Genomic DNA, 25,225 nt, shown 5'->3' on the forward strand with positions numbered 1-25,225 from the left:
AATCCTATTCATTCATCTAATATAGTTCATTTTAGTTTACTTGTTGAATCCCTAATCTTTTAATGGTTTGTTAAAATAGTTATTGCTTTTTTTTCTAAAAAAGACTACAAGCATTTATTCAAGCATATTTTTTTTCTAATTGAGACATCAGTGGACATGATTTTTCTATAAAAAGATAAACCAAGCTTCTATTATTTCCCTATGAACTTCTGGCAACAAAAACTGCTTGCTTTTTTACATGACCCACCCTGTAAACCCTTTAATGTCGGGGAACATAGAGAAATTGCAGAAAGATGTATTATTGACGCTGGTTTTAATGAATTAGATCTTAAATTCAATTATCATGTTTGTGATCATATCGCCGCTGCTGCTGATAGACTCATATTTCCTAAGCCTTTTATAGTTCATGCAGAATTTACAAGTACTCATGATTCTCCTTATCATCATACCCTTGGGGGAGGAAAATTGCAGTTTTCTGAACCCATTAATAGTTCCGAAGCTGAAAATTTCGTTAAGCAACTTCAGCCGACCTATCTGACCTATTACAACCTTGAAGCTATTGAAGACAAAACATTCGATGGGTTTGAAAGAAATGGAAAAGATTGGGCTAATTTCTTTTTGCATTGGCGATTATGGAAAAAATTCGTATCAGAAAAAGATCCTAGGCTTGTCTTTTTGCCTGCGGACACTCGCATCCCAGATCATTCTATTTGGACTCATTGTGCCATTACAAGTGCTCTTCAAGGATGCGTTGAAGTTGAAGGTTACTCCATAAAATCTTTTGATCCCGCCTTTCTTCTTTTTCAAATCGGACCCGTCCAGGAATTCATTGCTCAAGCAAGAAAAACAAAAGATCTTTGGAGTGGAAGCTATCTTCTTTCCTGGCTAATCGCTCATGCAATAAAAGCTGTAACGGATAGAATAGGGCCAGATGCTATCATCTATCCTGCTCTTTTTAATCAACCTTTATTTGATTTTTTACACAAAGAAGAACTATATGAAAAAGTTAAGACTCCTGATAACAAAACTTTGTGGGACGAGGAATTTAGCTCTATTTCTCCCCAAGCAATCTTAACCCCAAACTTTCCTAACCGCTTTCTTGCCCTTATTCCATCCCCCAAAGCATTCGAGATAGCTAATGCTGCTGAAAATGCTCTCAAAGAAGAGTTAAGAAGGATTGCCGATAGCTGTAAATCATATCTTAAGGATGAGATTGGAATGGAATGGAATGAAAACATTCAAAAAAGATGGGAAGAACAAATTAGTTCTTTTATTCAGGTTTCATGGTTAGTATATCCCTGGGAAAAGGATATAGTAAAATCAATTGATTTGTTTAGCAAGCTACCTTTGCAACGATCTGTTGATCAAGAAACTTCTCCCGCAGACAACCTTAGAAAATTATATGATTATGCAAGAACGAGACCTAGAGAGGAACTAGATCCACGTAACTTTAGACATATTGGAAATGAAATTGTCTATGATTCTCAAGGTCTTCCAATCATTGAAAATAGTGGTTTCTGTTGGTCAGCCTATTATGCAATAACCGATTATCTTCATGCTGCTAGGAGAAACACAAGAGATTTTTCTTTCCTAGGATCACCTTCTGAATTTCAACTTAAGAAAGGAGTTCCAAAGGATACATATTCGGGCAAAGAAGAATCTATAGGTGGGGAAAAATGGCAAAAAATTTTAAAAAACAAACTACCTTACCTTTTCAAAGAAAACGAGCATCTAGGGGCTCTTAATCTCATAAAAAGGATCTGGGACAAAGCCTATTTAATCAATGTCCACAAACTTTTTCCCCAAGTCTTTGATTCTGTTCCAGATATAGCTGCACTCGACTGGCTAAAAGAAAAAACAAATGAGTTAAAAAATAATACGACACATAAAGATTTCACAGTAGCTATAGAAAAAGCAATTGAAAATAAAGAGCTCAATTTGTCTAAAAAGGATATAAAAACTGACTTAGAAAAAGAAGGCGTTTTCTCTTCTTTTCCTTCTCTTTATTTTCAAACTGAAATTCAACAAATAAAAAAAGATAAAAATGAAACAACTAAATTCTCAAACTTAGAAAATGCATTAACATGCTTAAAAAAATTACAAAAAGGTGAAAAAATATCAAAACCCAATACCTATATTGCTATTTTAGCAATGGATGGGGATTCGATGGGAGAATGGCTTAGCGGACAAAAAACCCCTGAAATAGGAGAATCTCTAGCTAAAAGCATAAAACTCTATTTTACTGAAGATATTCTTAAAATTAGACGCCCACTATTCCCTAGTTTCCACCTTGAACTGAGCCAAGCATTAGCCAACTTTTCAATTTTTTTAGCTGCTCCAATCGTTAAGCATTTTAATGGACAGTTAATTTATTCAGGTGGTGACGACGTTCTAGCCATGCTTCCTGCAGAAAAAGCTTTAATATGCGCATATGTCTTAAGAATGGCTTTTAGAGCTGAAAAGATTTCTCGAACTGATCCAGATTTTGATCTAAACATGCCGCAATATTTTCCTGGAGTACTAGAAGATCAACAACAAGGTTTTGTTGGATTAAATGGAGAATGGGAAGGATGGAAAAGCTATGGGTTAATAAAAAGTATCCCTAGAGGATATCATCTCCTTCTTATGGGCGATAAAGCAGACATCTCAGCAGGCATTGCTATTGGACATATTCATAGTCCACTACAAAATCTAGTCAATAGTGCTAGAGAAGCAGAAAAAAAAGCAAAATCAGCTGACTACGGAAAAGCTTCCTTCGTAGTTAACCTTTTTAAACGTTCAGGAGAAATTCTTCAATGGGGTTCAAAATGGTCTTCTAATCAAACCAATACAAAGTGCTATCCCATAGAAATTATTGAAAAACTAAAGACTTTTTATAATGAAAATAAAATCTCAAGCAGGTTTCCTTATAGGCTTGCAGAACTCACACTACCTTATATATCCCATAAAGCTCATGATTCCATTGTAAAAGAAAACTTCGATGAGCTTAAGCCAATCATAGAAAAAGACTTCACTTTTGCTCTTTCTCAACATTTCGATACTAAAAACGACAATTCGATAGAAGAAGAAAAAGAAAAATTTGAACAAATTGGCAAAGAATACCTGGCCCAATCCAAAAAACTATTAGATTTTCTTGGTCCTTTTTTGACTTTTGCTTTCTTCAAAGAAAAAGGAGAGACAGGATGATAACATTAGACCTTATTCCTTTTGATACACTATTTTTCCGAGATAGTCGACCCCTGGCTGCTGGTAGTAGTTTTGGGCATGGTGCAAACTGGCCACTTCCTTGTACAATACACGGTGCATTAAGAACAGCTCTCCTTTCTTTTGCCGGAGAATTACCATCTGAGCCCAAAAATGGCTGTCAGCGAAAAGGAAAAGTAATGGGAGAAATAGGAACCGATGCATTTAATTGGCTTAATATCAAAGGCCCCTTTCCTGTAGATCTTAGAAATGAAGAAGTCTATTTTCCAAGACCATTGGATCTTTCTTTGGATTCTGATCTGAAAACTCTTAAGTCCTGCCGCCCATTAAAAATTTCAAATAATACTTATAAATCTAATCTTCCTTCTCCTATATGCTACCCCGTTGTTTCGTCTACTCCACCTACAAAGAAGGAAGCACCAAGATGGATTCCTTCTTCTCTTTTCGAAAGATATCTTAAGGAAGAAAGTTTTATCTATGATGTGGAAAAAGTTTTTTGGGACTCAGAATATAGAATTGGAATAGCTATTGACCCTGAAAGTCAAACTGTAGTAGAAAGTCAATTTTTTGCAGCAGAACATTTGCGACTAAGAGAAGATTTCGCCTTGCGTGTTTTAACTAACAGCCCTCCGGATCATAAAAAACAGAATACAACTGAACAAAGCCTTACTCCTGAGAACCTGGATCAACTTACGATAACAGTTGGAGGAGAAAACAGGTTTTGCAAAGTAAAGAAAGCTTCTAAACAATTAGATTTTTCTAACAAGGATCATATCCAATCAACAAGGCTTAAATGGGTACTTCTTACTCCCGCTATTTTTCGCCAAGGCTTTTTGCCTGGCTGGATTAATGCGAACAGCACCGCTCAATGGAATGTTTGCCTTCGGCTAGTCGAGAAAGAGAGTCGTCGAGAGTTCCGAAGAAGGCGAAAAATAGATCCTAATTGGAAATATGTTCCAGAAAATGACCCAGCTGAACAGATTATAGCACGGCTTGTAGCCGCTTTTATTGGCAAGCCTGTTGCTATCAATGGTTGGGAAATATTTTCAGGATCTGGTGGTGGACCTAAACCTACGCTTCTTGCTGTACCTGCTGGATCTGTCTTTTACTTTGAAACAGAAAGTGAAAACGAAACAAAAAAGTTAGCTGAAGCCCTCCATTTTCGATGCCGCTCTGACTTTTATGGAGAAAAAGGACTAGGACTTGGTCTTTGTGGAACTTGGTCTTATTCTGAACTCTTATTGTAGGCTTGTCCATAGACGTCTTAGAGGATGAAAAAATATTTTAATTTCATTAAATTTTAAACGAAAAAGGAGAATAAAAAATGACAGAATCCATGCAAATCCTAAAACAAGGAAAACCTGCTTTAGCTTTTCTTTATCTTTTTACCCAAACTCCCCTGCATATTGGAGCAGGCAGTTCAGTGGGAGCAATAGATCTCCCTATTATCAGAGAAAGACACACGGGATTTCCCATAATTCCGGGGAGTGCTATTAAGGGAGTTTTTCGTGATGAATGGGTTAAAAAAGATACTTTGGAAATTACCGATGAAGGGAAAAAACTTTTTGGTGTTGGATCAGATAGTGAGGCTCAAAGTGGATTAATTCAGTTTACTGAAGCTAAACTATTAGCATTTCCAATCCGATCTTTAAAAGGTTGTTTTGCTTGGATTACTAGTCCACTTATACTCAAACGTTATTTCAGAGACTTACATAAAAATGATTTTTCAATGCCTAATTCTCTTATTGATAATAAAGCTTTATTCAAAAAAGATAACCCAATTTCTATAGAAGATCACTCAACTACTGCTAAGGTCATTTTAGAAGAGTATATTTTTGAGTATTTAGATGATCCTCCTGAAATTTTATATTCAATATTAACAGAAGAACTAACACACAAAAATGAAATCTTAAAAGAGATACCTAAAAGAATAGTAATAGTAAGCGATGGAACAATGAGTTTTTTTACACAAACTGCTTGCCAGATTGCTCAACATGTAAAAATTGATGATAAAACAGGTACTGCTGAAGAAGGAGCTTTGTTTAATCAGGAGAATGTGCCTTCTGAAACTCTTTTTTATAGCGTTGTAAGAAGGAGTTCTATTAAAAACGACTCTTTTGATCCATTCGAGAAGTTAACAAGTAAGATTAAAGAAAAAAACCATCTTTTCCAATTTGGAGCAGATGCAGGAACTGGTCTTGGATATTGTACAACATTCTTAAACTACAAGCTTCATATTCAGCAAAGCGAAAACCAATTTTAAACTAAGCGAGGTAGTATTATGAGCACAATGACAAACTTAGATATACTCAGAGCTAAACATGCATTAAATAGAGCAAATAATTTAGATAAAAAAAATGTTAATAAAATACCAGGACTAATAATGTCCAATGGATTATTATCTACTCTTGCTTATATTATTGACAAAAAAAGTGATTCTGAAACTTCCAAAGCCATGGAGGCTGTAATTGATTATTTAAAAGAAAGAAATGTGATATCCAAAAACACAGTTACCGGTGCTCTCCAGGAATTAACCAACGGCGATTCCATTAAATTACAACGAGCTACTTTTGAAGCATTACAATATCTTTCTTATCTAAAAAGATTTTCTGAAAAAAAGGAAATTCAAAAAAATACTTAATCAATGAATAATTATATTGCTATTAAACCAATCAAAGAATTAATAAAAAAAAATAATCCTGATTCACTTGCTCTTTGTTTAGTAAAATACGTAGATCCTAGGAAAAATAATGGATTTAATGCAAAAGAATATTACTTCAATCATTTAAAAACTATAAAGCTAAATCTAAAAAGAATCGACACTTGGTGGAATTTTATACATTCCATTCCAAAAAATCGAATATTTTATTTTCAACTACAATCTCAAAAACTGCTGATCAATACAGCCGCAGTAATCACGGGAAAATTTGGAGTATGTATTGATTATTACGGAATCCCTTATATACCTGGAAGTGCTGTTAAAGGTTGCGCTCGAAGCGTAGCAATCAAAGAGTTGCGAAATGCTTCAGAGGCCAATAAGGCTGAGTTGTTATCTACCATTGCACTGGTTTTTGGATGGTCAGAAGCAGACTGGACAAAAAATGAAACTCTTTCTGATTTTTATTGGGGATGTAACAAAAATGATGAAATTTTAAGTGATGCTGCCTCATTAATAATGGAAAAGATAATTGGAAAGCACAACAAACAACTTATTCAAGAAATTCCAAACTTTGCAGGCACAGTTTCTTTTTTGGATGCTTATCCAATACCTCTAAAATTTTATCCTTCAAATTACAATACCTATAACTCTTATCATCATCGTGATTTTCCTCAATATCCTCATCCTGTAACACGCAACCATATCTTCAGTTTTTGTCTGATTCCTTCTCCAAAACGAATTTTGGTAGATGCCCTTACTAAGAGTATTGGTTGGCTCAAAAAAGGACTAGAAGATCATGCAATAGGCGCAAAGAAAAAAAATGGTTATGGAAAATTTATAGACTGTACCGAAAAAGTTAAAAGAATGATTAATAAAACAACTAGATAATAAAAAAAACAAGAAAAAAGAAACATAAAAAAATAAGTCAAATAGTGAGTTACTAGATACATGTAAACTGAATGAAGTGCATTTTAGAACTCTACAATTAAATCAAATGATTAATAGGATTTGATTTTCAAATTCGAATTCTTACTTGAACATGGAAAAATTATTTATTCAAGTACCGACGACAATAATATTCTTTTCAGTGGTTTATGAGAATTTTTATCTTCGAATATTTCCTTACCTGATGAATAAGAAAAGCTATGAATCAAAAAAAAGAAACTATTTTATTAGCTGTTGTAGGTACATCTCCTGCAGTTATTCCTGAGACTATCTGGGGGCTTATCCATGAGTCTCCTCCTCTCTGTCCTCGTTTCATTGATGTCATTACAACAACTGCTGGTAAAAGATCAATAGAATCCGAACTGTTAAATCCAGGAAAAAATTCCTTATCTATCTGGGATGAATTTAGACAAGGGTTAATCGATAAAAAAAAGATAAGTCCTGATTCAGTTATCCTTAGAGAGATCAAAGTTATTCCCTCTCCTCTTAAAGAGCAAGGTAAGTGTGTGGAGTTGGAAGATATTCGCACAGCCAAAGAAAATGAAGATGCAGCAGATTACATTCTTGAAGAAGTAAGGAAAATTACAGAAAACCCTGACACTCTTCTCATTGCTTCAGTAGCTGGAGGAAGAAAAACAATGAGCATCCTACTCTCCATTTCCATTTCCATGCTTGGTAGAGAGGGAGATAGACTTACTCATGTACTAGTCAATGAACCCTATGATGATCCACGGCTTCAACCCAAATTTTACTATCCAACACAAAAAGAACAGCTTCTAAAGACAATATCGAGCAGTGTAGTACATGCTAAAGATGCCAAAATTGAGTTAGCAAACATCCCCTTTGTTAGATTTAGAGAGCTTTTCCCAAAAGAGCTAGGAAGATTCCCAGGTCGATTCACAAATCTGGTCCATGAATTTTCCAATGAAATTAAAAAGTTAAATCCTAAGCTCGATTTCGATCCTCAATCTGGAAAAATCATAATCAACGACCAGGAAATCGCGCTAAAAGGTAGAGAACTGGCATTTTTTGCTTTTCTCTGGGATAGGAAAAAGAAAAATCTTCCACCCCTAGAAACTCATAATGATGTTGATAATCTCTTTCCTAGCTTTTTTGAGCAATGGAAAAAGGAAAATACTCAATTAAGCGCTTCAATAAAAGATTGGGATCTCGACATTGAAGATTATAGAAAATGTTTGAGTAACTTAAGAAAAAAATTAAAAGTTAACGGTTTAGGAAAATACAGTGAACTATTTTTCCCAACAAGAGGAAAAGTTGGTCTTCCTTCCTAACACATTCGATCTGCATCCATTATATCAAGGAAAAGCTCTTAGATGGTAAAGAGAAAGACCGAGGAGCCAAAAATAATTTTTTATAAACAAAGGAGTAATTATAATGCAAAGAAATGGTAATGATTATGATAGGCCAAATATTACTTCTTTGTCACAGAAAAATATTCTTCTATGCACCTTAGGAGAATCTTGGATCATTCTTATAGAAGCTGCAGATTATAAGCATCTTGATGAAATTCATTGTTTAACAGGCATTTCAGCAAAAGTTGAATCCAATTTTGAAAAACTTTTTTCTTCTTTTGAAAAAAGGAACTGCACTTTTGGCATATGGCAATTGAAAGGATTCAATGAAGCCGAAACTCAAGAACAGGTAGAAAACTTCAATGAAACGCTTTTTAGGTGGTATCTGTACCATTTACAAAAAAATAATCAGTTGCCATATGCCTGTATTGCTGGTGGATACAAATCGATGGCAGCTGTTCTCCATAAAGCCGCTTATAGCTTTGGATCAAAAGGAATATTCCATATTCTAGTCAGTGGAGATCCTCCTAAAGATGAAGAAAATTATAATATAGCTAAGCTTGAAAAAAGAATTTTCTATGTTGATCTCGGAGAAGAACAAGGATTTGACGCTTTACATGAATTAAAATCGGGTGATTTTCCCTTAGAATGTTCACAAATAAGAAAATACAAGAATATTCATCATTATCTAATCGATATTCCTTCAAAGAAAAACTTATGGGAGGTATGTAAAAACACATTAAAAAATATTTCTAGAAAGGCTAAGGCCTGGGATAAGAAAGAGAGTCTTCCTTTTTCTATTCTTGCTGTTGCTCCTGACAGCTTTATAGATTGGCTTAACAAAAATGTTGACCCACAGGAAGACAAAAATTGGATCAAGCAACTCCCAAAGATCGAATTGCACTGCCATTTAGGCGGTTTTGCAACTCATGGTCGAGCATTAGAAGAAGTTAGAAAAAAAGCAAAAACACAACAAAGTAACTTCCCCCCTCCCCCTCCCTTGCCTGAGGGATGGCCAGAACCCAAAAAAGAGATAGGTCTTGAAGCCTATATGAAGTTAGGCAATGCAACAGGATCTAATCTTCTTAAAGACCAGGGTTGCTTAGAAAAACATTGTCAACTTCTTTATGAAGCATTGTGCGACGACAACGTTGTTTATGCTGAAATACGCTGTTCACCAAATAACTATGCAACTCCTCAGGATGGTCGATCAGCTTGGGTTGTGTTAGAAGAAATCAGAAATTATTTTCAACAAGCAATGGATAAGAAGAAAAGAGAAAATTTTGAAGCTTTTTGCCACGTCAACCTCGTCATTATTGCTGACCGTAAAAGCGCTGATCTTTCCTCCTTAAGTCGCCATCTTTCTTTAGCTATCACTGCAAATCAGCATTTTCTAGTACAATGGGAAAGTTGTGCTATCGTAGGAGTGGATTTAGCTGGTTTTGAATCAAGGGAGACGAGGGCTGAACTTTTTTCTTATGACTTTACTCCAATTCATCGATGTGGAATAGCAGTTACGGCTCATGCTGGAGAAAATGATGATGCTGAAGGCATATGGCAGGCTATATTTAAGCTGCATGCCAGAAGATTAGGCCATGCTTTAAGTTTAAAAAATTCAAAAGATCTTTTAAGAACCGTAGTGGATAGAAAAATTGCTATAGAGTTATGTCCTTATGCAAACTATCAAATTAAGGGATTTTATCCAATGCAAGGAAAAGAAGAATATCCTTTTTATGATTATCATAAAAAGGGAATTGTTGTTACGGTTAATACAGATAACATAGGTATAAGTAAAGCCAGCCTTTCAGATAATTTTCTTTTTCTTTCAACCAAACTTTGTCCTCAACTTACGAAAATGGATATTTTGAGGATCATCTCTAATTCAATTAGGGCTGCCTTTCTTCCTTACAAGGGTCAAATGGAGCTTCAGAAGAAAGTTGAAGATAAATTGAGCAAACTCATTCAGCAATATGTCCAGGTTTGACGTCATGTCATGTCTAAACACTTGAGATAAAAAAACTCTTTTTTATGTTTTGAGGAAAAAAGAAGAAGTATGCCTTCTGCTTATTTAATTCAGTCTTATACTAAAATCTCACTCTATTCAGAAAGACTCCAAGTCGTTGGATTAAATGAAGAAAGTGGTTCAGAAGAAGTTATTAGAGAAATTCCTTTAAGAGAACTCGAAAGAGTTGTATTGGATCAAACTGTTTCTATTACTACTCCAGCTCTCTGTGAATTGATGAACCGGAACATTCCCATTTCTTTTTTGGGTTTTAATGGACAAATTATAGGAGGATTTCTTCCTCCCTTAAATTCACATGGCCTGTGGAGACAAAAGCAATATCAGAATAGCTTAGATCCCAAATCTGTTCTTACATTCTCAAGTAAGCTCATTAGGGGAAAAATTTATAATCAAAGGCGTTCTCTTCAAAGGCTAAGCTTAAACAGAAATATCAATATAGAAAAAGATCTCCAATGGCTAAATCAAATTCTCTTCAATGTTGCTTCAGCTTCCACTGTTGACGAAGTTCGAGGATACGAAGGAGCCACTACAGCCCGTTATTTTCAAACTTGGTCTACCTTTTTACCAAAAGAATTTCCTTTTGAGCGCAGATCCACTCGTCCTCCACTCAATCCTGTAAATGCTTGTATATCATTTGGTGCAACCCTTCTTTACAATGAAATGACGGCTCTTATTCATCTCCATGGACTTGATCCCGCATTAGGTTTTTTACATGCTCCAGAAAATGAAAGATGGTCTCTTGCTTTAGATCTCATTGAACCCTTCAGACCCGTAATTGTAGAAGCATTAACACTAGATCTTTTTAGCCACAAGATTCTTAATCATGAGCATTTTGAAAAGAAAAACGGGGGTTGTTATTTAAACGAATCAGGAAGAAGAAAATTTCTTGCTCAATATGAAACTAGATTAGAAAGACAATTTCTTTCTGAATTTGCCAGTTGTAGAACGACCCTAAGAGTGCAATTAGAATCTTGCGCCTGTTCATTCAAAGCGGCTTTAGAGGATCCAGAAAAATTTGAACCTTTCTTAATGAATTAACCATGAGCAGAAATGATGAATACACAGAAAATCAATCTGAAGAACCATCTTATTGGTGGTATGAAGCTTTTACCCCTTTACCCAGCAGAAAAAAACCACCAGGAGAGAAAAAAATGCTCACTGTTATTGCATATGACATTTGTGATGACAAGAGATTACATAAAATAGCAAAAATTTGTGAAGATTATGGTGTAAGGGTTCAGTTTAGTGTTTTTGAGTGTTATTTAGAAGAATCAGAATTGGAAGGGCTTTGGAAAAAATTACTTTCAGAAATCAATCCAAAAGAAGATAGAATTGTTGCCTATAAAATTGATTCTAGATTAGCGAAAGAAATTAAAACAGCAGGTACAATGGTTTGTTCAGAGAAAGTACTCTGCTTTTTGGTATAATGTATAATATTTGAAAATTTTACGGTTTTTTATTATAAAATGATAACTTGAAAATTTTATGACGGTAGTTTTGTTTTAAAAATTTCTAATTTAGGTATTGACTACAAATAATATAAAAAAAGATATCCCAATACCCATTATTATCATGCTGGTTATGAATAAGTTATTATTATCAATTGCAATTCTAAAAAATTTAAAGCAAATAGAATGCCAATCTAAAAATACAGTCAATACCTTAATATATATTTCTATTTTGATATTCAAAGACTTAGAAATTCGCAGTTAGAACTAGAGATGAAGCCGAAAGGCAATTGAGACGAGATATCCGATTACCTGAATAATGTTAACGGGTCAATCGTTAGAACTAGAGATGAAGCCGAAAGGCAATTGAGACTTACTAGCTTAGCTACCTGATACGACCTAGCAGCCTTTGTTAGAACTAGAGATGAAGCCGAAAGGCAATTGAGACCTTTTCGGCCTCTTGGATGGCATTTTTTAAGGTCTCGTTAGAACTAGAGATGAAGCCGAAAGGCAATTGAGACTCATAATTGGCTCCCTTCCTTGCTATGTTGAAAATTAACGTTAGAACTAGAGATGAAGCCGAAAGGCAATTGAGACGTCATTCTTATCACTTTCCCTTTCGCAGGAAAGCCCATTTGTTAGAACTAGAGATGAAGCCGAAAGGCAATTGAGACCTCAAGACCGTTGATGGCAATGATTTTATTATATTCTGTTAGAACTAGAGATGAAGCCGAAAGGCAATTGAGACTGGTTCCCAATAATATATATAAAATGATATTGGCCTTTCGTTAGAACTAGAGATGAAGCCGAAAGGCAATTGAGACCCTTGTTTGTTGTTCCACAAGTATTCTTTCATTTTATTACCGTTAGAACTAGAGATGAAGCCGAAAGGCAATTGAGACAGTCTCCCAGCCTTGATAACCAGAGATTGGGCGGACTCGTTAGAACTAGAGATGAAGCCGAAAGGCAATTGAGACAAATCTCGCATTTAACTTTCATTTATATTATTCCCCAGTTAGAACTAGAGATGAAGCCGAAAGGCAATTGAGACTCAGCCATCCAATTACCTCTTCCTTTTTCATTTCTTTTTGTGTTAGAACTAGAGATGAAGCCGAAAGGCAATTGAGACATAAAAGCTGATATAGTTTTTCTTCATTCATTTCTTTCCGTTAGAACTAGAGATGAAGCCGAAAGGCAATTGAGACTTGAGATTTAATAATTTTCCAGAGTTCAGGAACTGATGTTAGAACTAGAGATGAAGCCGAAAGGCAATTGAGACGGATTTGTCTTTTTAACTTTCTCCAGAAGTTTCTTGGAGTTAGAACTAGAGATGAAGCCGAAAGGCAATTGAGACGAATTAATTCAATTACTTGACCTGGATGAGCTGCTGCTCGTTAGAACTAGAGATGAAGCCGAAAGGCAATTGAGACGAGCTTCCGTGGGCTGATGGCGGGAAAACCACAACGCAGTTAGAACTAGAGATGAAGCCGAAAGGCAATTGAGACGCGCAAACTTTTTCAAAGAACTTTTCTGGCTCCTGAGGTTAGAACTAGAGATGAAGCCGAAAGGCAATTGAGACTTCAGAGGAATAAACTCTCCCCGGAAAATATTTTTCAGTTAGAACTAGAGATGAAGCCGAAAGGCAATTGAGACGCGTCCTTCATTATCGACAATGAGCTTACTAAAATTAGTTAGAACTAGAGATGAAGCCGAAAGGCAATTGAGACCTTCCCCTCATAATTCCATCCAGCCCAAGGATGGAACGTTAGAACTAGAGATGAAGCCGAAAGGCAATTGAGACTCCAACACGGAAAGATATAATCCGGCTCGTCTTTATTGGTTAGAACTAGAGATGAAGCCGAAAGGCAATTGAGACGGGTACTGCTGAATCATTACCACTAGAGATTGATGTTGTTAGAACTAGAGATGAAGCCGAAAGGCAATTGAGACACATATACAATTCCCAATCTTCCCTTACTTTTTGGGAAAGTTAGAACTAGAGATGAAGCCGAAAGGCAATTGAGACTCCATTATGTATTCTCCCCCCGGAAAGTATTCATTAAGTTAGAACTAGAGATGAAGCCGAAAGGCAATTGAGACGGTTTTTTGAGGACTCGCCCGAGCCCTCATTTTACGTGTTAGAACTAGAGATGAAGCCGAAAGGCAATTGAGACGCTGGCTCATGCTTGTTGAGCCAGACAAGCTCTTTTACTGTTAGAACTAGAGATGAAGCCGAAAGGCAATTGAGACAACTTCCTTCCCCGTTACGGGGAAGAAAATAAACACTTGTTAGAACTAGAGATGAAGCCGAAAGGCAATTGAGACCCCCTCAACCCAGATTGGTTCTGAGTTGAGGGGAATGATAGTTAGAACTAGAGATGAAGCCGAAAGGCAATTGAGACATTTCCTATGATCTATAAGCCGATCTTGGTAATCAAAAGTTAGAACTAGAGATGAAGCCGAAAGGCAATTGAGACGGGAAATATTTATTAAGATCTTCCTCAACCTGATCGAGGAAGTTAGAACTAGAGATGAAGCCGAAAGGCAATTGAGACTTCCTCGACCTTATCAAGGAATTGAGCCACATCAGGGAAGTTAGAACTAGAGATGAAGCCGAAAGGCAATTGAGACGCTCCCAGTTGGCCAACTGGAAGCACAATTCCTTCTACCGGTTAGAACTAGAGATGAAGCCGAAAGGCAATTGAGACAGCCTTCTAAATAATACTCCTCCGCTATGGAGGAGAGATGTTAGAACTAGAGATGAAGCCGAAAGGCAATTGAGACCAGCCAATATCTCCAATTTACCTCGATCTCATACGGTAGTTAGAACTAGAGATGAAGCCGAAAGGCAATTGAGACAAAGAACACACCTCTGGTACCATGGTAGATGTGAATGTTACGTTAGAACTAGAGATGAAGCCGAAAGGCAATTGAGACGAGGGTGAGGGTTAGGATTGGGGTTCCCACCTACCTTCGTTAGAACTAGAGATGAAGCCGAAAGGCAATTGAGACCGTCTTCTTTTGCAAGTGAAGGTAAGCGGTGTGTTCTGTTAGAACTAGAGATGAAGCCGAAAGGCAATTGAGACAGCAACCCGAACCGGGCCACTCCCCCGACGGAGGATGATGCAGCGTTAGAACTAGAGATGAAGCCGAAAGGCAATTGAGACATAATCTTTCGGCCAATGCTTTTCTACATAAGCTTTTGTTAGAACTAGAGATGAAGCCGAAAGGCAATTGAGACACCCGTTTTGAAACAGCCATTCCTTAGATCTTATATGGGGTTAGAACTAGAGATGAAGCCGAAAGGCAATTGAGACGGGGAAACAAAGTGCCCGTAATCTTTCACCGGGAAAACGTTAGAACTAGAGATGAAGCCGAAAGGCAATTGAGACTTTGCCATCGTAGTTCCAACCAGCCCAAGGGTGGAACTTGTTAGAACTAGAGATGAAGCCGAAAGGCAATTGAGACGAAATTTCGAACAGCAATCTCCCGACTTTTCTTTTGGGAGTTAGAACTAGAGATGAAGCCGAAAGGCAATTGAGACCATCAACCAATTCCTTGGAAGCTAACTCACTCAAGTCAGTTAGAACTAGAGATGAAGCCGAAAGGCAATTGAGACTCCATTTACAGTCTATGTATTCTGGCTCATTGTAATTGTTAGAACTAGAGATGAAGCCGAAAGGCAATTGAGACTTATGAGGTTAAAATGAAACCCGATAAGTCATATACATGTTAGAACTAGAGATGAAGCCGAAAGGCAATTGAGACCACTTTTCTCTACACTAATTACATACTCCTCACAACGTTAGAACTAGAGATGAAGCCGAAAGGCAATTGAGACGAAATTTCGAACAGCAATCTCCCGACTTTTCTTTTGGGAGTTAGAACTAGAGATGAAGCCGAAAGGCAATTGAGACAGCCCCCCTTTGTAAACATAGAGCCGCTCATTATAAATAGTTAGAACTAGAGATGAAGCCGAAAGGCAATTGAGACCCCACAAGATTGTCGCGTTAAAAGGAATGACTGCTCCCAGTTAGAACTAGAGATGAAGCCGAAAGGCAATTGAGACAAAACCACTTCTACCATAGCTTCAAGATGATCTGGAGGTTAGAACTAGAGATGAAGCCGAAAGGCAATTGAGACCATCAACCAATTCCTTGGAAGCTAACTCACTCAAGTCAGTTAGAACTAGAGATGAAGCCGAAAGGCAATTGAGACTCCATTTACAGTCTATGTATTCTGGCTCATTGTAATTGTTAGAACTAGAGATGAAGCCGAAAGGCAATTGAGACTCCTGGTTGAGGTTTTTTGAAGGCTCTACCCGAGCCCTGTTAGAACTAGAGATAAAGCCGAAAGGCAATTGAGACTTTATTTTCTATTTACGAGGATTCACCCGAATCCTCATCGTTAGAACTAGAGATGAAGCCGAAAGGCAATTGAGACTTCTAGCTCTTTCCTTGTTTTTTCTTTCATTGTTTTGCTCGTTAGAACTAGAGATGAAGCCGAAAGACAATTGAGACCCAGACCAGTTCTTTGGTTATATCCTCAAGGGGAAAGTTGTTAGAACTAGAGATGAAGCCGAAAGGCAATTGAGACGACTTTTCTCACTCTTATAATGTCTCCTTTATTCAAGGGTTAGAACTAGAGATGAAGCCGAAAGGCAATTGAGACAAACAGGCTTGTGGAAATATCTCCAATCAATGTGTCTAGTTAGAACTAGAGATGAAGCCGAAAGGCAATTGAGACTCATCTTCCTCTACAAAAGTCCAATACCCTGAATCCCAAGTTAGAACTAGAGATGAAGCCGAAAGGCAATTGAGACGAACGAGAAACATTCCATGCTTCCCAGACATGGTATTCCGTTAGAACTAGAGATGAAGCCGAAAGGCAATTGAGACGGGAAGTGCGGAAGATTTAGATTGATCTCTTTATCCTGATGTTAGAACTAGAGATGAAGCCGAAAGGCAATTGAGACTTCTTTTCACATTGTTTTATGCCAAACCTCCCAACAGTGTTGGAACTAACTCTTCCGAAACTTCAAGATATAATGTGCTGTAGCTCAATGATATCGTCTTTTTATTCTGACTACATAGTCCATTTGAACGGATGATCAAAGAGCGAAAGCAAGTCGAGTTTATGAAGCAACGTATTGAGCTTAGTAGGGATCCTGGATAAGAGCCCAATCACAGGCTTTCCCTTCGTAGATAGTTGGACCAAGCGGATTGATTGCAAGCGACGGGGCACTTTGGAAACTTTTTCGGTAAAATCCTTCTCTACCCATTCTATTCAGAACTGGGCGCTGGGCACAGAATCAAAATGCCTAGAAGCAGAGCCTTATATGATTACGAACTCAGTCCGGTCCCAATGATTGATCTGACGGATTTCCAGGTAGCTTTTGAGCTCTTAGAAGGCTGACTTCTTCAAGCCTCTTGTAGTGCGTAAGGACTTGCTGATCCAAAGTTTTGGCTGAGGGAAGGTTAGTCTCCAAAAGATACCAGCCATCAATCGCCTCTTCATCCTAGAGCCGATCCAAATCAAGCTTCCACCGAATCAGCCTTTGTCATCGACTCTGTACCGAAAGTATTTAACCTGGATTCCCTGGGGCGCTCAACTCACCCAGCTGGCGAGATTGACTTGATCCGTTCCCTTCCGTATCGATCGTGCTATTTGGCGCAGCAGTTCTTCCCCTTGTCCGATCCGTCTTTCCCGCCGCTCTCCGTCCTTTAGCACTCGCCACTCTCCTCCAGGAATGACATAACAAATTCTCTGATGTTCGATCTCCAAGACCTAAGTCCAATCCGTATGCCAGGGCTGCCGATCTTCGGGAAGACTTCTGATAATCTCCTGCAACTTCACCTGAGTTGCCCGAGTCACGTACCTGAGTTCTAAACCTGTCAACTTTTCCAGATTCCACCGGCACTTCATTCCCCCATCGAAGACGAAGGTTACCTCCTGAATCCCAAACCTTCGTTGCAGCATAACCTAAAGCCCCATTAAGGTCGTGTTATCTACTCGATTCCCTCGACGAAGCACCTCCACATGAATCGGAATACCCCGACTATCAGTGACAACGACAAAAAGAACCTAAAACCGATCATGCCGATGATCTTGAGCTTTAGCATTAATTTATTGAATGGATACGAAAGATGAAACAAAAAGACACTTAAGAATAAACAGGTTGACATCCTCCCCGGCCTGAAGGCCGGAGATTCCTACGGCGCTCAGGGGTGGCATGGCGCCTCTCCTGGGTCGCTTCGGTGGGTTCCTGCTTCCGACCGCCAGCGCGGTTCGATCCACAGGCCATCCGGGCTGACGGCTTGCGCCATCCCGCTGCAAGCGTGTAGCGTGTCCTGCCCTTCGTCCCGCAACATTTGCATCCCACAAGAGAGGATGTTGATTGCACCGACCACATCGGCGTTGTCCTCAAAACCACATTCCACACACGCAAACCGGGCCTGCGTCTGGCGGTTGTCCGCCGAAACGTGTCCGCAGCACGGGCAGGCGCGGCTCGTATTCTGCGGCGGCACGGTGATCAGCCGGCCGCCCCGCCATGCCAGCTTGTAGTCCAGTTGGCGACCGAACTCGAACCAACCTTGATCCAGGATCGACTTGTTCAGGCCGGACATGGCCCGAACCTTTCGGCCTGGAGCCTCGACAGTGCCCGCCGCCGACCCGGACATGTTCCGTACCTGCAAGTCCTCGACGAAGACTACAGCGTGGTTTTTGCTGATCGCGGTCGAGGTCTTATGCAGGAAGTCGCGGCGGACATTAGCGATGCGTGCGTGGATGCGCCCAACTCTTGCTTTTGCCTTCCTCCAGTTGTTGCTGAATCTGACCCTGCGGCTCAATGACTGCTGCGCCTTGCCCAACGCCATCTCATGCCGCCTGAAGCTGTGGAGCGGGGCGTAGAACGTGCCATCCGAGAGCGTAGCGAAGCGGGCGATCCCCATGTCGATGCCAACCGTACCCCCTTGCGGGATAGGACGCTCCACCTCCCGCTCGGCCTGGATGCTCACGTACCACTTACCGCATGACTGGCTTACGGTGACGTTCTTGACTACACCGAGCACCTCCCGGCTGTTGCGGTAGCGCAGCCAACCGAGCTTAGGCAGAAAGATGCGGTTGTTGTGCTGCTCCAGCTTGATCTGCTTCGGGTCAGGATAGCGGAAGCTATCCGACATGCCTTTCTTCCTGAAGCGTGGGAAACCAGCCCACTTGGCAAAGAAGTTGGCGTAGGCTCGCTCCAGGTCTTTGAGAGATTGTTGCAAGGGATGCACCGGAGCGTCCTTGAGCCATGCCGTCTCCGCGCTGTTGCGCCACTCGGTGAGCAGCTTGCACAACCCAGCGTAGCCAAGTTTTTTCTCGCCTCGCTCGTGGCGCTCCTTCTGCAACGCCAGCGCCCTGTTGTAGACGAACCGGCATGAGCCAGCAAAGCGGCACATTTGCCGCTCCTGCTGGCCGTTTGGCATCAATTCGTACTTGAAGGCTTGGCGGATAAGCATGGAAACATTATACTTAGCCTATGGCGCAAAATCAAGATATAAGACATGGACGGCACTATGTCTTCAAGATGCACGTCCATTTGGTCTTCGTGACGAAATACCGCCGCAAAGTGTTCGACGACGACGCCATCAACCGGCTGCGCACGATCTTCGCCAAGGTCTGTGCCGACTTTGAGGCGCAACTCGTCGAGATGGACGGCGAGGACGATCACGTCCATCTGCTCGTGGAATATCCGCCCAAGGTCGCCGTCTCCAACCTGGTGAACAGTCTCAAGGGCGTATCCAGCCGGCTGCTGCGCAAAGAGCGGCCCGACATTCAGAGCTGGTACTGGCGCGGTGTGCTGTGGTCGCCGTCGTACTTTGCTTCAAGCAGCGGCGGCGCGCCGATTTCCATTGTGCGCCAGTACACCAGAGCAGCTGCAGACGCCACACTGAAAACGGGCCAAAGGCGAAGTTTCGGCGAAGCCAAACCCAAGGACGGCTACGCCGTCCGCGCTATCCTTCCCCGCCCTGAACGGCGGGGCAAGCCCGCGCACTTGGTCAAAAATTACTTAGATATTTAGTTAATGCAATATTGGATTAATGCAATAATTCGCTCATCAAAAGCAGAGGCCTTAGACATCAAGCTTGAAAGTTTATGGTATTGGCAAAGATGAGAAAGACAGTGAAAGAAAACATCAACAGTTTTGTCTGAATTTTCTCGTATAAGAAGCTTACTAGGCAGATCAATTGCAAGGGTAGCAGACTCCATCATGAATTCTGTACCTACTAATGGATTTCCAAAGACTAGCACTACGGTTGGGGGGAGTTTTAAACCAACTTCTTTTGCAGCTTGACTATGATCATATGTTGCAAAAAGTCGAAAGCCTTCGCTTAATAATGCATTTTTCAGATGTAAAATCGTATCAGTAAAGTTACATACTGAACTATAACGAAACATTCCTTCAGGTAAGGTCTCAGTCATATTCTTTCCTTTTTTCTTAAATTGTAGACCAATAGCCTAAGCAGCTCAAGTGACACTCCCATATTCCCTGAAGGGGATGGGCTTCTAGCCACATCTCGCAAGCTGTGGGCCGTTCCCGGAGGGAACCCGCACCGTTTCCGGCGCGTCGCTTGACGCTTGCGAACCGAGCTAGACAACTTTGGCCCGTGTCCAGCCGACTACTACGCCGGAGATGTCCCGGACGTAGATACGTGATGCGCTTTGGAAACGACACCACTTGACCAAATGCGATTGCATGCATATTTAGCGCACCCACGATATCCCTATGGCCTTCAAATCCACAGGCGCTGCATCGCCAGTTTCGCCCCTTGGGCTTGTGGCGATGACCGCATACGGGACACTGGCTGGACGTTCCTTGCTCCTCCCCGGTGAAGCACACGATGCGGTCTTGTTCCAACTTCTGTTCCAGATAGCTGATGTCCTTCCCGTACTCCCATTGGCTCATACGCTGATTGTGATGGCGTCCGGCATGCTTCCGGCGAACGCCGTCCGGGTTGCCAACGAAGAGAGCTTCGATGCCGCGCTCCTTGCAGAAATCCGCCACTACCCGGATGCCCTTGGGGCGCAGGTCGCGGACTCGGCGATTATAGCGCAGAGTGAGCTTCGCTCGTGCCCACCCGAGCTTACGAGAGCTTCGCGAGCCCTTTTGACAGCGGGATCGCTTTCCCTGGATTTCGCCCAGTTGCTTGCTGTGCAGGCGCTTGAGGGATAGAATGCCGTGCCCAGAGACGACCAGAGCATCCCCCCTCATTGGTCACCACGGCAGCCTGGTGGATCTGCCCTAGGTCCACGGTGGCGCGCTTTTGCGTTGCCCCCTGGCTGGCAGTGGGGGCCGTGTTCTCTACTTCAACGCGGATATGGAGTTCATGGTGCACACCGTTCCAGACCACCTTGCAGGCGGCTTTCCCGGTCAGCCATTGCGGGCGCGCTAGATCCAACGCTGGACGCCCCCGCCCCATGAGGAGCACGATGGCTTTTCCTCTAACCCCATCGCCTGGGCCGGCCACATCAAGGGGAAGAACCGTTTGTCCTTGTAGGGATAGCGGATTTCTTTGCGACCCGCTTTGCGGTTTTCTCGGGCGGACTGCACCGCCGCATCAAACGCCCGAAAAACGTGCTGAATGCTTTGGGAGTGCAGGGCAAATCGGCCTCCTTTGGTGGCTTCGTGAAACTGGCGCTTGCCAGGCCAGGGTAAATTTTCCCGCCTGGCAGCAAGGTGCATACCTAGGCAAAGATTCCATACGCGAGCCGCCTCCATCTGACCTTCACGGATGATGGTCTCCTGGCGTCGGGAAATTCCCTTGAGAGGAAAGATGCGTACCCGTTCCATACCTGTTATTCTAGTGCCATGAACGATACCCTGCAAGCCGGGAAACCCGCCTGACACACTATCAGATAGCTATCACTTCGTGTGGATACCGAAGTATCGGCGCAAGATCCTGGTCGGTGAGATGGAAACAGCCGGCAAGGCGCTCATCGCCGAATGCTGCGACCAGCACGGCTTTCGATTGCTGGCCCTGGAGACGGATATCGATCATGTGCATTGCTTCGTGTCGGCCTCGCCCAGATGGGCTCAGGCGACGATTGTGGGTCTGCTCAAAGGGTACACCTCGCGCGGGGCTCCGGGAACGCTTCCCGAAGCGCGTGGCGCCTCTGTGACCGAGAACAGCTCTGGACACAGGCGTACTACGTGGGAACGGCAGGTGCGGTATCGGCAGAGGTGATCCGGCGACATATCGCGGAGTGTCAGGGGAAATAGCCACCCCTCCGGGTGGCGGCGCAGTCAGCCCATCCCTTGAAAAGGATGGGTATTCCCGCGCTGTTCTATAATATTTCTTTTTTAAATTAAGAAACACCAGTTGGCTTTCGACTAATCGCAGCCAAATTATCGCTGAAACGGATTCCTTTTGCTAGAGGCCCGATCACCTTATCCCATGAGCAACGGAAGATTGGGCAATATCCTTTGTCAGTAAATTGAAACTGAGGAGATTCAAAACCCGCTTCCAAAAGAATGCGTTCGATATCCTTGCGTACTAAAGCTGTAATATGTGCTGGATAACTTTCAGCAAGAAACAGGCTAAAATGACCCTTAAAAATTAATGCTGCTATAGCTCTCCAACTTTCGTTATTAGGAGTGGTCATAATCAATATGCCTCCTGGGCAAAGCAATCTAAACCACTCGCGTGCTACCTCCCTTGGATTTTCAAGATGTTCAATGATTTCTGCAGCCACATTCACGTCAAAGCTCTCGGCAGAAAAGCCAGTTGGATGATTTAAATCTCCAACCCACCATTCGATGTTATCTGGCAAGTCTGGAGGCTTAGGCAATAAATCCGCTGCACAAACTTTGTTAAAACGACCACAACGATGTAACCATTGTGTAAAAAGTCCTTTACCCGCACCAAAATCAAGTACTCTTCCTGAAAGAGAACACTTTTCAATAATCCGTTCAATTAATGTATAAATAACATCTGAACTTGTTCCACCGCTTTTCTGGGATGCGTATAGTCTCCACTGGTTTATCGATTGTTTATTTTCTCTAAGGTTTTGCATTAATTAATTTATGGGTAGCCTATAAGATTTAGCCAGTAAATCAATTCGAATTTCCAATCTGATTTTTAAGAAAATTATAAGATAATGGTTTTTATTTTCTAAATCTTTCTAGGGTCATCCTTATTATAATAAAGGATAGACTTGGTAGTCACAAATTGATGTAAAAGAAGTATAACTCTTTTAAGGGTAATAACATAGAGGGAGTCTAAAAACCAAAGATTGCCACTATTGGCTATGTTAATGGTCGAAGATGTTCTATTTTGGATGTTTTCAAAATAGAAATTAAGAAAACATAAAATAACTTTTCATTCCAAGAAAACTCCATTGAAATTACAATATTTTCCTTATATGTACTACGATAAAAACAATGGTTTCTGCATTTCCTTACCACTTTTCCATTATCATTGATACCTACAACTATTCTCAATTTATTGGAGATGCTATTGAAAGCGTACTTAAACAAGATTTTCCTCAAGACCGCTATGAAATCCTCGTTGTGGATGACGGTTCTACGGATGAAACACCAAAGATTATTCAGGAAAAATTCCAGCATCGCGTCAAATACATTTACAAACCCAACGAGGGTCAGGCCTCAGCTTTTAACCGTGGCTTTGAAGAGTCAAAGGGAGAGTTGATCTGTTTTCTTGATGGAGATGACTTTTGGCTTGCTGAAAAACTTTCTACTTTATGGCAAATTTATACCCAGACAAACATTGGTTGCTTTTATCATGATCTTATCCTAGTCGGTTCACCTGCTCCCTGGAAAAGCGTTTTAACTTTTAGTCCTTTTTCAAAGCTTGAACTGGTAGCCCCTAATGCTTATCTCCTTCCCCTGGAAAAAGCTGATCTGCTCTTTTCTTTCGCCGTACCTACCTCGGGCATCACCTTACACAGAACGGTAGCCCAAAAAATTTTTCCTTTAGCCAAGGTTACTTACAAATTAAATGCAGACTTTTTCCTCCAAGCCCTTGGGCTTGCTTTTTCTCCTTTTGTTGTGGTTCGAAGTCCCTTGGGGTTTTACCGGTGCCATCCTCAAGGCTGGGGTATATGTCTCAGTTTTACTCCTGAAGGTTATAAAGGCCAAATTGAAATTGCAGAAAAAGTAAAAGCTTTTTTGCTTGAGCTCCAATCTTCTTGTTCTCTTTGTTCCTTAATTCAAACTGTTGAAGAGGAAATTGCCTTCCGGCAGTTTCTTTTAGATCTTTCTTGCCTTTCCAAATACCGTTCTTTTTTTCAAAGCTGTCTTTACTTAAGCAAAGAAAAATCTCTTTTTTCTTTTTGTAGAAAAATTGTCTATTTCTTGCGTATTTGGCTGGGAGATTCCCTGTTTCTTAAAGGGTTTAACATTTATAAACATTTGTTTTCCAAACCGCCTCTTTCTTAGTTAGTTGTATCAAGTTTTAGATATTCTCAGAAAAGGGAATAAAATCTTAGAACTAAAAGCCCGAGACCAAAGGATAACTAGAGTTTTTAATTCTTAAATATGCTGTGAGCAAAACAACAGTTTTTATCCTTGTTCTTTTTATTGGTTTTATCATCGCAGGGCAAAGCCTTTTAAAATATCATCTTGGGTTCGTAGCGGACATTCATCATGCCTACCAGATGCTCGAAAAGAAAAGACCAACTTTAGATCAAGTTGAAACAGCTGTTGAAGAAGCCATTCCTGATTTTTTCTCACCGATAGAACTTGAAGAAATCCATGAGGAACAGGCTCCTTTTGGATTACGACTTGATTGCTCGCTCACGGTTTCTGCAGACATGGATATTTACAAGGTTTATTCAGAGCCTATTCTCCAAGACCCCGAGGAAGTAAAATCTCTTGATCTTATCCCCAAGGACCTGCGTGAGATGGCCCTGGCTGATGTAGCCAACACGGTGTTTATACCCGGATTTCCTGCGGGTATGACTTTTGAGCGTCAAACTAAACAACTTCTTTTTAAACGGGGAGAAGAAATTACTCTTAAGGTTAACGTTAGGGCCTCCGAGAACTCACGAGGTGGTTGGACCACCGAGGCTGACATAGAAGATGCCCCTTGGAAAATAAAAACTCCAGGCTGTTTTTTGAAAACAGCCCTAGAACTTGCTGAAGATGAAGCCAAGGAAATAAAGAGTTGGAGTATGATATGGAAAAAATACTGGGCCTTAGAGAATAACCCTGCAGAAAAAAATAGGGTTTTAAAAGCTTTTGCTAGTCAAAAACAGAAACAGCCTACAGAGACAATAAAAAAGGAAGAATTAAGGACAACACAAAAGGCTCTACAAGAGCAAAAGCCAGCAATACCAACCCCAAAAAGATCGTTCAAAAGTAATTTTGAGCCCTGCATTGTCAAGGTTGCCTTTTTCAAAGCTGATGCTGTCTATAAAGAACGAGGCTCAAATATAACCATTCGTATTACTAAGACCCTAAAAATTCTTTCCTACACCATTCCCGAAGGAACAAGAGCCTTTGGTTGGGTCCTCAAAAACGATGGTAAAAGAGGGATGGAAGTCCAATTTGTTCGTGCTGTTTTACCTCGAGGAACGGTTGTAAAGTTTAGTAGGAAAGCCAAAGTTATTCCTATATGAGGATAATGGC

18 protein-coding genes, 2 pseudogenes and 1 CRISPR repeat array are annotated in these 25,225 nt (G+C 40.7%); of the genes and pseudogenes, 15 read left to right on the forward strand and 5 right to left on the reverse strand.

What is annotated here, in order from left to right; translation table 11 throughout:
• Window positions 1-201: 201 nt before the first annotated feature.
• From cas10 to cas2, 9 genes are all read left to right on the forward strand, one after another.
• A complete protein-coding gene (gene cas10 / locus IT6_RS02675; RefSeq protein WP_206827551.1) occupies window positions 202-3,186 on the forward strand; it encodes a type III-B CRISPR-associated protein Cas10/Cmr2 in 2,985 nt (994 codons plus the stop codon).
• Window positions 3,183-4,451: a type III-B CRISPR module-associated protein Cmr3 gene (gene cmr3, locus IT6_RS02680; RefSeq protein ID WP_206827559.1), complete on the forward strand. Its 1,269-nt coding sequence runs from the start codon at window positions 3,183-3,185 to the stop codon at window positions 4,449-4,451. Before cas10 ends, cmr3 begins: the two co-directional genes overlap by 4 nt.
• A gap of 77 nt (window positions 4,452-4,528) precedes the next feature.
• Complete coding sequence (gene cmr4, locus IT6_RS02685; RefSeq protein WP_206827561.1) at window positions 4,529-5,467, forward strand: type III-B CRISPR module RAMP protein Cmr4; 939 nt, start codon at window positions 4,529-4,531, stop codon at window positions 5,465-5,467.
• Between the two features lie 18 nt (window positions 5,468-5,485).
• A complete protein-coding gene (cmr5, locus tag IT6_RS02690; RefSeq protein ID WP_206827563.1) occupies window positions 5,486-5,845 on the forward strand; it encodes a type III-B CRISPR module-associated protein Cmr5 in 360 nt (119 codons plus the stop codon).
• Window positions 5,846-5,848: 3 nt separating this feature from the next.
• On the forward strand, window positions 5,849-6,751 hold the full coding sequence (locus IT6_RS02695) for an RAMP superfamily CRISPR-associated protein (RefSeq protein WP_206827565.1): 903 nt from the start codon (window positions 5,849-5,851) through the stop codon (window positions 6,749-6,751).
• Between the two features lie 257 nt (window positions 6,752-7,008).
• On the forward strand, window positions 7,009-8,100 hold the full coding sequence (csm6, locus tag IT6_RS02700) for a CRISPR-associated ring nuclease Csm6 (RefSeq protein ID WP_206827567.1): 1,092 nt from the start codon (window positions 7,009-7,011) through the stop codon (window positions 8,098-8,100).
• A 103-nt stretch (window positions 8,101-8,203) separates the two neighbouring features.
• Window positions 8,204-10,105 carry an amidohydrolase family protein gene (locus IT6_RS02705; RefSeq protein ID WP_206827569.1) on the forward strand — a complete coding sequence of 634 codons (1,902 nt, stop codon included), beginning with the start codon at window positions 8,204-8,206 and terminating at the stop codon, window positions 10,103-10,105.
• A 69-nt stretch (window positions 10,106-10,174) separates the two neighbouring features.
• Window positions 10,175-11,182, forward strand: a complete 1,008-nt coding sequence (gene cas1 / locus IT6_RS02710) for a CRISPR-associated endonuclease Cas1 (RefSeq protein ID WP_206827577.1) — start codon at window positions 10,175-10,177, stop codon at window positions 11,180-11,182.
• Window positions 11,183-11,184: 2 nt separating this feature from the next.
• Window positions 11,185-11,571, forward strand: coding sequence for a CRISPR-associated endonuclease Cas2 (gene cas2 / locus IT6_RS02715; protein WP_206827578.1), 387 nt, complete (start codon window positions 11,185-11,187; stop codon window positions 11,569-11,571).
• Window positions 11,572-11,852: 281 nt separating this feature from the next.
• A CRISPR array of direct repeats spans window positions 11,853-16,567; the repeat unit is 37 nt; unit sequence GTTAGAACTAGAGATGAAGCCGAAAGGCAATTGAGAC.
• Window positions 16,568-16,677: 110 nt separating this feature from the next.
• Here cas2 and IT6_RS10715 read toward each other — a convergent pair.
• Together IT6_RS10715 and IT6_RS02725 are read right to left on the reverse strand one after the other, a co-directional pair.
• Window positions 16,678-17,706: pseudogene (locus IT6_RS10715) on the reverse strand (IS1634 family transposase); the annotation flags it as partial.
• A 107-nt stretch (window positions 17,707-17,813) separates the two neighbouring features.
• The gene (locus IT6_RS02725; protein ID WP_206827580.1) at window positions 17,814-19,094 is read right to left on the reverse strand and encodes an RNA-guided endonuclease InsQ/TnpB family protein; all 1,281 of its coding nucleotides are present in this window, start codon (window positions 19,092-19,094) and stop codon (window positions 17,814-17,816) included.
• A 20-nt stretch (window positions 19,095-19,114) separates the two neighbouring features.
• Here IT6_RS02725 and tnpA point away from each other — a divergent pair.
• Window positions 19,115-19,529, forward strand: a pseudogene (gene tnpA / locus IT6_RS02730) (IS200/IS605 family transposase).
• A 124-nt stretch (window positions 19,530-19,653) separates the two neighbouring features.
• Here the strand turns inward: tnpA and IT6_RS02735 are convergent.
• Complete coding sequence (locus tag IT6_RS02735; protein WP_134440177.1) at window positions 19,654-20,058, reverse strand: DUF302 domain-containing protein; 405 nt, start codon at window positions 20,056-20,058, stop codon at window positions 19,654-19,656.
• Window positions 20,059-20,074: 16 nt separating this feature from the next.
• Complete coding sequence (locus IT6_RS10610; RefSeq protein ID WP_390881568.1) at window positions 20,075-20,848, reverse strand: zinc ribbon domain-containing protein; 774 nt, start codon at window positions 20,846-20,848, stop codon at window positions 20,075-20,077.
• Here IT6_RS10610 and IT6_RS02745 point away from each other — a divergent pair.
• The 3 genes from IT6_RS02745 to IT6_RS10615 all read left to right on the forward strand — a co-directional run bounded on the left by IT6_RS02745 (window position 20,816) and on the right by IT6_RS10615 (window position 21,821).
• On the forward strand, window positions 20,816-21,058 hold the full coding sequence (locus IT6_RS02745; RefSeq protein WP_206827584.1) for a hypothetical protein: 243 nt from the start codon (window positions 20,816-20,818) through the stop codon (window positions 21,056-21,058). The two genes, IT6_RS10610 and IT6_RS02745, sit on opposite strands and share 33 nt — an antisense overlap.
• Before the next feature lie 8 nt (window positions 21,059-21,066).
• Complete coding sequence (locus IT6_RS02750) at window positions 21,067-21,372, forward strand: hypothetical protein (RefSeq protein ID WP_206827586.1); 306 nt, start codon at window positions 21,067-21,069, stop codon at window positions 21,370-21,372.
• 176 nt (window positions 21,373-21,548) lie between these two features.
• Window positions 21,549-21,821, forward strand: coding sequence for a transposase (locus IT6_RS10615; RefSeq protein WP_390881585.1), 273 nt, complete (start codon window positions 21,549-21,551; stop codon window positions 21,819-21,821).
• A 121-nt stretch (window positions 21,822-21,942) separates the two neighbouring features.
• Here IT6_RS10615 and IT6_RS02760 read toward each other — a convergent pair whose 3' ends face one another.
• Window positions 21,943-22,650 (reverse strand): class I SAM-dependent methyltransferase, encoded by a 708-nt coding sequence (locus IT6_RS02760; RefSeq protein WP_206827589.1) that lies wholly within the window; start codon window positions 22,648-22,650, stop codon window positions 21,943-21,945.
• Window positions 22,651-23,017: 367 nt separating this feature from the next.
• Between IT6_RS02760 and IT6_RS02765 the strand changes: the two genes are divergently transcribed.
• Both IT6_RS02765 and IT6_RS02770 read left to right on the forward strand, forming a co-directional pair.
• Window positions 23,018-24,034 (forward strand): glycosyltransferase family 2 protein, encoded by a 1,017-nt coding sequence (locus tag IT6_RS02765; RefSeq protein ID WP_206827591.1) that lies wholly within the window; start codon window positions 23,018-23,020, stop codon window positions 24,032-24,034.
• A 104-nt stretch (window positions 24,035-24,138) separates the two neighbouring features.
• Window positions 24,139-25,215 (forward strand): hypothetical protein, encoded by a 1,077-nt coding sequence (locus IT6_RS02770; RefSeq protein WP_206827594.1) that lies wholly within the window; start codon window positions 24,139-24,141, stop codon window positions 25,213-25,215.
• Window positions 25,216-25,225: the final 10 nt, after the last annotated feature.

It is taken from the genome of Methylacidiphilum caldifontis, from assembly GCF_017310505.1.
Lineage (GTDB): Bacteria > Verrucomicrobiota > Verrucomicrobiia > Methylacidiphilales > Methylacidiphilaceae > Methylacidiphilum > Methylacidiphilum caldifontis.

Bases quoted from the DNA above. Each gene is read 5' to 3' on its own strand.
- cas10 (WP_206827551.1), top strand. From the start codon at position 202: ATGAACTTCTGGCAACAAAAACTGCTTGCTTTTTTACATGACCCACCC.
- cmr3 (WP_206827559.1), top strand. From the start codon at position 3,183: ATGATAACATTAGACCTTATTCCTTTTGATACACTATTTTTCCGAGAT.
- cmr4 (WP_206827561.1), top strand. From the start codon at position 4,529: ATGACAGAATCCATGCAAATCCTAAAACAAGGAAAACCTGCTTTAGCT.
- cmr5 (WP_206827563.1), top strand. From the start codon at position 5,486: ATGAGCACAATGACAAACTTAGATATACTCAGAGCTAAACATGCATTA.
- IT6_RS02695 (WP_206827565.1), top strand. From the start codon at position 5,849: ATGAATAATTATATTGCTATTAAACCAATCAAAGAATTAATAAAAAAA.
- csm6 (WP_206827567.1), top strand. From the start codon at position 7,009: ATGAATCAAAAAAAAGAAACTATTTTATTAGCTGTTGTAGGTACATCT.
- IT6_RS02705 (WP_206827569.1), top strand. From the start codon at position 8,204: ATGCAAAGAAATGGTAATGATTATGATAGGCCAAATATTACTTCTTTG.
- cas1 (WP_206827577.1), top strand. From the start codon at position 10,175: ATGCCTTCTGCTTATTTAATTCAGTCTTATACTAAAATCTCACTCTAT.
- cas2 (WP_206827578.1), top strand. From the start codon at position 11,185: ATGAGCAGAAATGATGAATACACAGAAAATCAATCTGAAGAACCATCT.
- IT6_RS02725 (WP_206827580.1), bottom strand. From the start codon at position 19,094: ATGCTTATCCGCCAAGCCTTCAAGTACGAATTGATGCCAAACGGCCAG.
- IT6_RS02735 (WP_134440177.1), bottom strand. From the start codon at position 20,058: ATGACTGAGACCTTACCTGAAGGAATGTTTCGTTATAGTTCAGTATGT.
- IT6_RS10610 (WP_390881568.1), bottom strand. From the start codon at position 20,848: ATGAGGGGGGATGCTCTGGTCGTCTCTGGGCACGGCATTCTATCCCTC.
- IT6_RS02750 (WP_206827586.1), top strand. From the start codon at position 21,067: ATGGCTTTTCCTCTAACCCCATCGCCTGGGCCGGCCACATCAAGGGGA.
- IT6_RS10615 (WP_390881585.1), top strand. From the start codon at position 21,549: ATGGAAACAGCCGGCAAGGCGCTCATCGCCGAATGCTGCGACCAGCAC.
- IT6_RS02760 (WP_206827589.1), bottom strand. From the start codon at position 22,650: ATGCAAAACCTTAGAGAAAATAAACAATCGATAAACCAGTGGAGACTA.
- IT6_RS02765 (WP_206827591.1), top strand. From the start codon at position 23,018: ATGGTTTCTGCATTTCCTTACCACTTTTCCATTATCATTGATACCTAC.